Genomic DNA, 9,255 nt, shown 5'->3' with positions numbered 1-9,255 from the left:
CCGCTCCTGTCATGTTCCGGCGCCACGATCCAGACTTCCCGCGCGATCGTTGCAGCAACCTCGGCAAGCACGGCAAGCCCTGGCGCATCGATACCATCATCATTGGTCAGCAGTACGCGTTCGACGGGAAATCGTGAGGTAGCCATTTGCTGATTCCATCCTCTCGGATTGATACCGGCATGGGCCGGGCCAACCGGCTGTTTGATCCTGTAATCTGTTTTGTGTGATGGATCGTGCGGGGTACGCCTGCACGATCCATCGTCGTTGGTTGCGCTTCGCATTCCCGGCTTGCGGGACAGCCGGCCAGCGGCCAGGCATCGACATCAATAAATACTGGCGCCAGCCTCCGATCCCAAAAGCCAGGCACGTTTGCCTGCCCCTTGGAAAATGCCTGCCTACCGCGCACCTTGCTGGGTCGCCTGGGCCTGCACATGTACCATGTTCGCTTCAAAGGCCTGCATCTGCAAGCCGATTGGCATCATGTCGATGCCGGCTTGCTCCAGGCGCGGGAAGAACTGGTTTTCTTCTTCCTCCACATGCTGCAGATGGAGTTCAATGAGTTGCTCGAACAGCGGCAGCGCCTGCGGGTCATTCAAGGACATGCGCTTGAGCTCCACCAGTATCTGATCGGTTTTTTGGTGTTCCTGCTCGAAGTGACCGATCAGAGTGGGATCAATCTCCCGCACGGCCGGATAGAAGACGCTTTCCTCAAGCAGCGAATGCGTTTCCATCAGCATGAGGATCTGCTCTGCTGCGTTGATCTTCACTGCGTCGCTATCGCTGTTGCGATACGTCTCAACCAGAGTACGCACCAGGTTGTGGTCCCGAATAAGTGATTCCACCGGCCGATCGACCGGAAATGCGCTACCACTGTCATTCGTTGTCGTGTCCATCAAATGCTCCTCTATATATGCAAAACCACGGATTCCAGGGCGCCTGTTAACGGCGTACCAGCCCTGCCGCAATCGCCGCTTAGGCGGCACAGGTATTCCACCTGCTGGTAAGACTTGTCGTGTTCTGGCCTGTGCCTGGGGAGGCAAACTGCCAAATGCCTACACCCCGGTTCGATCTATCCGCGAATGGCGAGTTCAATGCCAGGTGACTCTTAAAAGGTAACGCTTGACTGTGGTGAAGGGATTGATGCGCCGATGCTGCGTGCAGTAGACCATCGCCGTGCTGGCGTCATGCTCAGCCGACAGATCCAGATTGACCGCACAGGCTTCAACCTGTTTTGACGCTGCCATGACCGGCGGCAGTCAAACAGGACACTTCACTTATTACGAAGAATGCGACATTGAATTTTCAACGCATATATTTGTGCGCCGCACCAAACTTGTTTTGTTGGTGCTTGTCGAATGAACGGCATGTCTATTTCTCAATACAAAAGGGCAATACCCGCCTGGCTCTTTGAAGAAAGGGATGTCCTTAAATAAAGAACCAGTCATTCCAGACTACCAAAGCGAACTGGAAAGCAGATGAGGTCTGCTTTGGGCAACGCTTCGGCCTGGCGCGTCAGGTGCTCGCAGCAAAGGATCCGCACCAAGGCGCAAACGATGGAAAGACAGGACGCTGAAGGCAGCTTGCAAGTCGCGCCGCTGGTTGCCTGATTCGGAAAGGTGGCGCCAGTGAGTGTCTGCCATACCTCTTTTACGACACAGATATAAGGCAATACGATATGAAACCAATCAATCAACAGACGGTGGTAATCACAGGTGCGTCCAGCGGCATTGGTCGTGAGACAGCGCTTGCATTTGCCGAGCGAGGAGCGTCGCTAGTACTGGCCTCGCGTAACGAAACCACCTTGCGAGAAGTCGCAACGGAAATTCAGCAGCGCGGAGGCAAGGCCCATGTTGTTGTGACCGATGTCGGCATATGGGAAGACATTGATCAACTTGCGCGCGAGGCGGTCGAACAGTTTGGCGGCATTGATACTTGGGTGAACAACGCTGCTGTCAACGAACATGCGCGCGTCGAACAGATGACCATTGAAGAGATCGAACGAATTATCCAAGTGGACCTCATGGGGCAGATCTATGGAATGAAGGCGGCGCTGTCACAGATGAAGCGCCAGGGCAACGGCACGATCATCAATGTCGCGTCCATCCTTGCAAAGCGGGGCGCGCCGCTCCATGCGCCCTATGTCGCTGCCAAGCACGGAATCGCCGGATTTACCGAAACGCTACGCTTGGAACTGATGCAGGAACGCAGCCCGATTAATCTGACGCTTGTCATGCCGGCATACATTAATACACCCTTCTTCATCAATGCCCGGTCCAAGCTCGGGGTGAAGCCCAGGCCTGTTCCTCCGATCTACGAGCCGCAAGTGGTAGCGGAAGCGGTTCTCTTTGCCGCCGAGCATCGGCGGCGTGACATTATCGTCGGCGGCTCAGGTGCTGTACTCGACATGCTGCAGCGAATCAGTCCGTCACTGGTCGATCGTTTGATGCTTTTTCGCGGATTTATGTTCGAACAACAAAAGACCGGTCAGCCGGACGACGGCCAGGACAACTTGTTCAACGCTGATGCGGGCGTCCGCTCGACCATCGGTGAATGGGGGCAGGAATCGAAATCGACGAGCTTGTACACCCGGCATCTGGAATTCTATCCAAACCGCAAACGCCTCCTGTTCTCGGTACTGACCGTGGGCGCCGTCATGCTAACCCGGCGGTTGGGCCGCCAGAGTCAGTAAGCTGGACGACGTGCAACAGGCGATGTCATTTGTCGCCACATGCTCGTTCAGGAAATCGCCTACGGCGGCAAAGAAAAGATCCGGCCGCTCGACATGTGGCAAGTGCCCGCAATCGGGTATGGTAACCAGCCTGCCGTTCACAAGGCGTTCCATCGCGGCGGAGGCATGGTAGCTAGGTACGACGGCGTCGTATGCACCCCAGACAATGAGTGTGGGCATCATCAGGCGCGGTACGTCGTCCAGCACTACGTCACGTTGCCCGACCAGGTCGAGTTCCCCACGCAGACAAGCCAGCACGGCGCCGTGCAGATGGCCCGGCGTCTGTGCCAGGCGCGCCATGTTCGCGTACCAGGCAGGAGGCGCCTGCAGTGGGTGGGCGAACGAGAGTAAGCCGAACATGCATGCGTAATGGACGGCCCCGGGTGGGGTACTCCACCAAGCGGCCATGGCCTCCCCAACACCGGGGATGGTCAGCGCCGTTAGTGCCGGATTTGTCATGCGGCCTAGCCCTGAACTGTCGACCAGGCAGAGAGCATTGACACGGTTGGGTGCGGCAAGCGCAACCCGCATTGCGATAAGCCCTCCGTATGAGCTGCCGACGATAGTGACCCGATCAAGTCCGAGCTTGTCGAGGAAGGCGAGAAGAAAATCGGTGTAGAACGATGGCGGTGCAGCATAGGTAGTGAGCTTCGCGCTCTCGCCCGCGCCCGGAAAATCAGGGGCGACGACGCAGTTGGTGCGCGCCAGCATAGGCAGCGCCCAGCGCCATGTTTCAGCGTTTTCGCCCTGTCCATGCAGTAGCACAATGGGCGGCCCGTCTCCCTGGAGCAAAAAGTGTGTACGGGTGCCTGACACATCCACCCAACCGTGCGCGATTTCGCGATGTTGCGATTCGACGGTGGTACCGCCTTGGCTGCTGATTTCGCCGTTGATGAATTCCATATCTAGTCCTTGCATGCACGAATGTTGTATTTCCCGTCATGCGCAACGACCGTGATAAGCAGACAGGGATTCGACGCAAATCAGACCGGAGAAAAGCTCGACTGCACGGCAATATGCGCGAAGTTTCGTCGTCGAAGCGATTAGCCACGGCTTTCAACGAGTCAAGCAGGCGTACCTGTTTATTGTTTCTCTCCACTGCCTTCCAGCCATGATCAATATTTGACAACGCACGATGAACAACGTTTCTGGTTGCAGCCATTGCAGAAAACATGACTTTTCCCTGTAAAACCTCCTCTATTTAATTCAAGAAAGTTCTCCCGTCGGCATTGCCTGTACTTTGGGGATTGCCAAGCAATCAGCATAATTCAGGCAACGCCATGCATGGCAACGAAAATGTATTGCTGTGCCGTCAGGAGCTTTCAATCTGGGCTCGTCCGCTTTCTTCAGCGGCCCGCTTGGCGATCGGCGCGTAGTCTGATTCGCAATGCGTAGCATCCGTTATCGCGACGCAGGCTTCGAACGCGTCGGCAATTTGCACGACGTCGAATACATAAATAGCATCATCGACCCGGACTTCCTTTGGTGACAGACGAACTGTTGGCATGGGTGTCCTACCTTGCAAAAAGAAGATTTTTAATCAATATCACGTCACGCTACCGCCGTGATCGCTTTCCTGTTTCAACACATATGGTATCGATGGGATCTGGCCTGCCGCAGATCGAACCGCACGGCAGGATATGCGCAAAGTGTTCGAAACCGCCATCCTGCTGCGTCGCATATAGAGGCAGCTCATTTTCATCGGACGCCAAAGCGATATCCCGATAACCAAGACCTGGTTTCATACCTCAACTGCTGGCAACGTGCGCTGCCTGCCCCGAAAGGTCCTCCTCCGTCGCCTGCTGGTGCAACCGAAGAAAGCGTGCTATCGCGTCTTCCAGCGAGGGAAGGAAAACCGCCTTCCGGGTCCCCAGGGCGCTATACATCGGACGTGCTGCGACATAGCCCAGACCCGAACAAGTACGCGTTTCGAGCCTGCTTGAATCGATTCCGGCCATCTCCGTTGCCTTCAGTGCCAGATCTGCCCACGTGATCGGCTGGGCGTTCGTCAAATGCCAAACGCCCTTTTCCTTGTCGATCAGCAGGTCGAGACAAGCATGCACCAGGTCAGGCACATAGGTTGGCGACACGGTCATGTCGTTGGCTGCGACAAAAGGAGAGCCGGCGGAAAGCGTTCTCAGCACCCGGGTAAGAAAGTTATGACTGTCCCATGGGCCAAAGAAAGCGCTGCTGCGAACGACCAGCGCATCGGGATGGGTATCGAGTACCCTGCGTTCCGCTTCCACCTTGCTTCTTCCGTATATGTTGAGCGGACGTACATTGTCGGTTTCAATATACGGCGATTGCTGTCGTCCATCGAACACCAGGTCGCTCGAAAAAGTCATTAACTGCACGTTATGCCGGATGCATGCAATGGCCAACACGGACGGTCCCAATGCATTTTCACGAAAACATCGGTCTGCATCACTTTCGGCCGCATCCACTCGTACATAGCCTCCGGCATTGATGACGGCCCAAGGCTGATGCCCAACGATGGCGCGTTCGACCGACGCCGGATCGGCGATATCCATTTCATGGCGGCTTAGCAAGCGATAGGCCAGATTGCGCGATCGGCAGATGCGGGCAAAGGCTCTACCGAGCGTACCCGTCGCGCCCGTGATCAAGATCGGCTGAGCAAAATGGTTGTCCGCTTGTGGCCTGGCGGATGAAGGCATTGCGAGGATCTCGCTCGGTGCAACCGGAGGGCAGTGGAACCGGCCCGGTCGCCTCCACCACCCCTGCCCCTGCAATACCGGATGCGACAAGCGGCGGCCCGCCGACAGTTCACGCATGAAGCTTGCGACCGCGGTCGGACGTGGACTGGGCGACCGCACGTCAAACGGGCCGGGCTCATAGTAGCCTTTGCATTCCGTGACCAGGCAATTCCAGTCATAGGAACCAAGCAATGCCCAGACCGTCACGGCGCGCATGTCAACACCATTGCGCTTGGCGTTCGTTGCAGCCTCCCAGATTTCGAGCAGCCACCGCAACTGGTCTTCGCGGTTCGCATCGATATGCGCTTCGGTCACCGCCAGCGGCAAGCCATACCGCTCCCATGCCTCGTCGAGGAGGACGCTGATGCCTGGCGTCGGGACGGCCAACGCGCGCGCCGCATGAACATCAGCATGTACTTGCTCGCTGGCGTCGCGCAAATATTCTTCAGGATAGCGATTTGCACGTTGATCGAGCCAGCGTTCGCTGGTGATGTAGTAATTGACGCCGATTATGTCGGGAGGGCAGGGATTGTCGGCGAACCAGAGAAGCTCGGATGGATCGATGCCGGTGCCGGTCAGGTAACCCCAAAGCGCATGAGCCGGACCAACTTTTCCGCATAAGAGATCCCAGGACAGCCAGCGGCGCTCGTTATAAAAGTCCGCGAGTTCCGCCATTTCCGGCGTGCTGTAGGTTTTGCTGATGTCATCGGTCTGCACCAGCTTTGCATCCGGATTCACTTCGCGGATAGCTCGCATGGACAGGACCACCGCGCGACACTGGTTCAGGAGCGCCTGGACAAAAGTGCGATCGTCCTTGCCATGCGGGTACCACACTCCGTATAGACCGCTGAAGCGAGCTGTGGTGAGCGGTTCATTAATCGGCGTATAGTATTCAACCCACGGATAGCGTCTTGCCACCGCGCCGGCGAACTGGGCGAGCTTGTCGGCAAATTCGGGGTCGACCAGGCTGGTATGGCGCGGTCCGCTGCCGTGGTGCAGAAGACCGACGATCGGTGTGACGCCCAATCGTTGCAACCCGGGCAGCCGTTGGTCCGGCCATGACCAGTCGGCGTCCGCGATCGTGTCAGGCGCTATCCGCTCCCACAGGACCGGGTAGCGTATGGCCTGTATTCCCAATGATGCAAATCGTTCCAGATCGTCAATGCGGTCGGTATGGCCGTTTCGCTCCATCTGACTGAAGTAGTTATCCCTAACCCGATTGACCGTGCACTCCAATCCTCCCCATAGCGCGATCGTAGGATCGCCTTTCTCAATTGCGTACTGATTCATACATATTCCGGTGAAAGGTTTTTGACCTGGCAAAGTGTAAAGAAATTTCGCATTCCAGCATCATGCAAACGCCATGCCATTCAACGGAGCCACAAAAAAGTCCCGTCCATTCGGAGAAGAAGGTATCGGCTACAGAGGTGGAAGTTACCGGTGCTGTTGCTTCTTGCCGGCCGCGTTGAAGAGTGCGCTGCCCGACAAGCATTATGCGTTGCCGACTCGACCCTCTGTTGGTTGATGGCCGCTGCTGGGGTCAAACCAACCTGGCGGGACCATGGGTTAAACACGGTCGCTTCTACCGCACCATTGAAAGTCGCGAAGGCTGCATCGACCGCGTCCGTTCCATCGGTAATTTTGATCCTGCCTGTGAGTGGTCAATTATGTCTGGCGCCGTACATATGGACATCCCGGTCAATGTCACTGTCATCGCCATCACTGTGCCGCAACGCGCGGTAGGTGCGCTGCCACGTATCGCGCAGGAAGATCCGACGTGCGGCACAAGGCGATAACAACATGGGCGAAACCACGGCGGACACCGTCGCCTCGCTTGATTGAACACGTTGCAGGTGTTCAGCAGACAAATGCCGGACCCCTATCGGTACTCGGTATTGGCGTGGACCCGGTCGCACATTGCCTGCACACGAGCCCTGCCCTGCGGCACGAAGCCGACTGATATCTGCGCAAGGCTCCCGAGTCGATCCGACTCGCAATAGAGACTCGGCAACACATAGCGTGCCACGCCAAGGGAAAGCCGTTCGAGCGGAATAACACAGCCAGACAGGCCATCGTTATCCGGCCTGTCTGGTACGGTCAACGTCGCTTCATAGAGAAACCGATTGTAACCAACGTGGAGTGTGCTCCGGATCACGCAGCTACCGTGTGTGTATGCAGCATTACATAGCTGCCTGGCTTGCGCCAAAATGGTCGCGTACAACGATTGCACGATTGTGCATGCGGCCTGAGCAGGAAAATGATGGGACTCCGCTCTGCTGCAATGTAAGCTAGCAGACAGCCGGTAGGAATACTCACCACCGCTGATGGTGTATTGAAATAGGGTGAATCGTCTATCGTTACACTTCTGAAGGTTATAAAACCGACGTACGGATATGTAACTCTTACAGACTTTCCGTCTTGATAGGAGTCTGTGGAAGGATTTTCGTGACAAGGGGACCAATGTGCCAATGATGATACCGGCGTCGAGTATCGTTGAACCCCGGTTGAAGGAAGAATCAGCGCAACGCATTCTATGTCGCATAGCGTTTGAATTTCGAGGCGGGCAAATTTGCACGGGTAAAGAAACCCATCGTTCAGGCGGCTTGCAGGATGGCAGACTGAGTGCTTGTGGGGCATGAACATCGCCAGATTTGGTCAGTGGCATCGGCTCGCATGCTGGATGACAAACCGCGACCGTAAACGCAAAAAAGCTCGCCGGAGCGAGCTTTCATTCACTATCCGTAGCAACCCGCCAGACACCTATGCTATCTGCAGAGTGTCCCTGGCCAGAATGTGTTGAAGACCCATGCTATCTGCATGGTGCCTTCCCTATCTGCACTGGTTGCGTCCTTCCATTCGCTAACGCCGTTTTATCGGCTCTAACGGAATGCATGAATTGTTACGATCCAGTACAGCCCCCGACGACCCATGCTATCTGCATGGAGCCCTCGGCAAGATATTGCGGTGACCCATGCTATCTGCATAGTGTCATCGCACCTCGTATAAGCTGCGCTGGCTGTCGATTAAAGCCGTGTCGGCTTTACGACGGATAAATCATCGACTGGCTGTGCTGCAGCCGTCGCATGAATTAGATAGGACGAATGTTGCTGGCCTTTTCGCCCTTAGGACCAGTGCCACGCTCGAACGATACGCGCTGGTTTTCGGACAGGCTTTTGAAACCATCCGCCTGAATGTCCTTAAAGTGAGCGAACAGGTCGTCACCGCCATTGTCCGGGGCGATAAAGCCAAACCCCTTGGAATCGTTGAACCACTTTACTGTACCAGTTTGAATACTCATGTTAATTCCTTGTTGAAATAATAAGGGGACGAAGCCCGAAACGCACCCGAAACCAAGGGAAATCTAACTGAAGGGAGTCAAACAGGAATGGCTCTTAAAAAGAGCAAGACAGGAAGAGACCAACAACGACTACGGCTTGATGCAAGTGCAGACCTATAACTATACGCGTAAAGACTGGAATAGTCCACCCTTTTATAGTTAAGAGGAGGCCATCAATCCTGTATCGATGCCGCCATGAGCGCAACGTCAGATGAAGCGATTCAGTCCAGCAACCCGTCGGTGTCACGACAAAATACAGCAGCTGCGACTCGCGGATCATTGACGTATTTCTCAAACAAACTACCACCTTGCGATGTTGCCAAGCATAAGAATGCTTTGGCACGAACGGTACAACGATTTTATCGACAGCGATGCGACCGGATGGGAGTTTCCTATCCACAAGAGCGCATAACAATTTGCAAAGCGATTTCTGGCCAAGCGCATCGCCGCAGACAGTACGATCTGTACAGCAAAGC

The 9,255-nt window shown here is 55.6% G+C and carries 11 protein-coding genes; 2 read left to right on the top strand and 9 right to left on the bottom strand.

Annotated features, from left to right (window positions below):
• The 3 genes from VGU61_RS11480 to VGU61_RS11470 form a co-directional block, all read right to left on the bottom strand.
• Positions 1-146 (bottom strand): 5'/3'-nucleotidase SurE (locus VGU61_RS11480; RefSeq protein ID WP_326859264.1); only part of this gene is annotated, 146 nt, incomplete at its 3' end.
• Positions 147-395: 249 nt separating this feature from the next.
• On the bottom strand, positions 396-983 hold the full coding sequence (locus VGU61_RS11475) for a hemerythrin domain-containing protein (RefSeq protein ID WP_326859263.1): 588 nt from the start codon (positions 981-983) through the stop codon (positions 396-398).
• Positions 984-1,088: 105 nt separating this feature from the next.
• A complete protein-coding gene (locus tag VGU61_RS11470; protein WP_326859262.1) occupies positions 1,089-1,244 on the bottom strand; it encodes a hypothetical protein in 156 nt (51 codons plus the stop codon).
• 431 nt (positions 1,245-1,675) lie between these two features.
• On the opposite strand from VGU61_RS11470, the gene VGU61_RS11465 reads away from it, so the two are divergent.
• A complete protein-coding gene (locus VGU61_RS11465; protein WP_326859261.1) occupies positions 1,676-2,689 on the top strand; it encodes an SDR family oxidoreductase in 1,014 nt (337 codons plus the stop codon).
• Here the strand turns inward: VGU61_RS11465 and VGU61_RS11460 are convergent.
• The 6 genes from VGU61_RS11460 to VGU61_RS11440 all read right to left on the bottom strand — a co-directional run bounded on the left by VGU61_RS11460 (position 2,657) and on the right by VGU61_RS11440 (position 8,740).
• Positions 2,657-3,631, bottom strand: a complete 975-nt coding sequence (locus VGU61_RS11460) for an alpha/beta hydrolase (protein WP_326859260.1) — start codon at positions 3,629-3,631, stop codon at positions 2,657-2,659. The two genes, VGU61_RS11465 and VGU61_RS11460, sit on opposite strands and share 33 nt — an antisense overlap.
• A 409-nt stretch (positions 3,632-4,040) precedes the next feature.
• Positions 4,041-4,235 (bottom strand): hypothetical protein, encoded by a 195-nt coding sequence (locus VGU61_RS11455; RefSeq protein WP_326859259.1) that lies wholly within the window; start codon positions 4,233-4,235, stop codon positions 4,041-4,043.
• A gap of 241 nt (positions 4,236-4,476) precedes the next feature.
• Positions 4,477-6,732, bottom strand: coding sequence for a family 1 glycosylhydrolase (locus VGU61_RS11450; protein ID WP_326859258.1), 2,256 nt, complete (start codon positions 6,730-6,732; stop codon positions 4,477-4,479).
• A gap of 429 nt (positions 6,733-7,161) precedes the next feature.
• A complete protein-coding gene (locus tag VGU61_RS22640; protein ID WP_414691625.1) occupies positions 7,162-7,281 on the bottom strand; it encodes a transglutaminase domain-containing protein in 120 nt (39 codons plus the stop codon).
• A gap of 40 nt (positions 7,282-7,321) precedes the next feature.
• A complete protein-coding gene (locus tag VGU61_RS11445) occupies positions 7,322-7,543 on the bottom strand; it encodes a hypothetical protein (protein WP_326859257.1) in 222 nt (73 codons plus the stop codon).
• Between the two features lie 987 nt (positions 7,544-8,530).
• On the bottom strand, positions 8,531-8,740 hold the full coding sequence (locus VGU61_RS11440; RefSeq protein ID WP_326859256.1) for a cold-shock protein: 210 nt from the start codon (positions 8,738-8,740) through the stop codon (positions 8,531-8,533).
• A 234-nt stretch (positions 8,741-8,974) separates the two neighbouring features.
• Here VGU61_RS11440 and VGU61_RS11435 point away from each other — a divergent pair.
• The coding region (locus VGU61_RS11435; protein ID WP_326859255.1) for a hypothetical protein at positions 8,975-9,255 on the top strand (281 nt) is incomplete at its 3' end.

Origin of the sequence: Noviherbaspirillum sp. (genome assembly GCF_035944575.1) — a bacterium.
Lineage (GTDB): Bacteria > Pseudomonadota > Gammaproteobacteria > Burkholderiales > Burkholderiaceae_D > Noviherbaspirillum.
This window is presented reverse-complemented; position numbering and strand designations above follow the sequence as displayed.

Coding starts and splice junctions, on each gene's coding strand:
- VGU61_RS11470 (WP_326859262.1), bottom strand. CDS start 1,244: ATGGCAGCGTCAAAACAGGTTGAAGCCTGTGCGGTCAATCTGGATCTG.
- VGU61_RS11440 (WP_326859256.1), bottom strand. CDS start 8,740: ATGAGTATTCAAACTGGTACAGTAAAGTGGTTCAACGATTCCAAGGGG.
- VGU61_RS11460 (WP_326859260.1), bottom strand. CDS start 3,631: ATGGAATTCATCAACGGCGAAATCAGCAGCCAAGGCGGTACCACCGTC.
- VGU61_RS11450 (WP_326859258.1), bottom strand. CDS start 6,732: ATGAATCAGTACGCAATTGAGAAAGGCGATCCTACGATCGCGCTATGG.
- VGU61_RS11455 (WP_326859259.1), bottom strand. CDS start 4,235: ATGCCAACAGTTCGTCTGTCACCAAAGGAAGTCCGGGTCGATGATGCT.
- VGU61_RS11465 (WP_326859261.1), top strand. CDS start 1,676: ATGAAACCAATCAATCAACAGACGGTGGTAATCACAGGTGCGTCCAGC.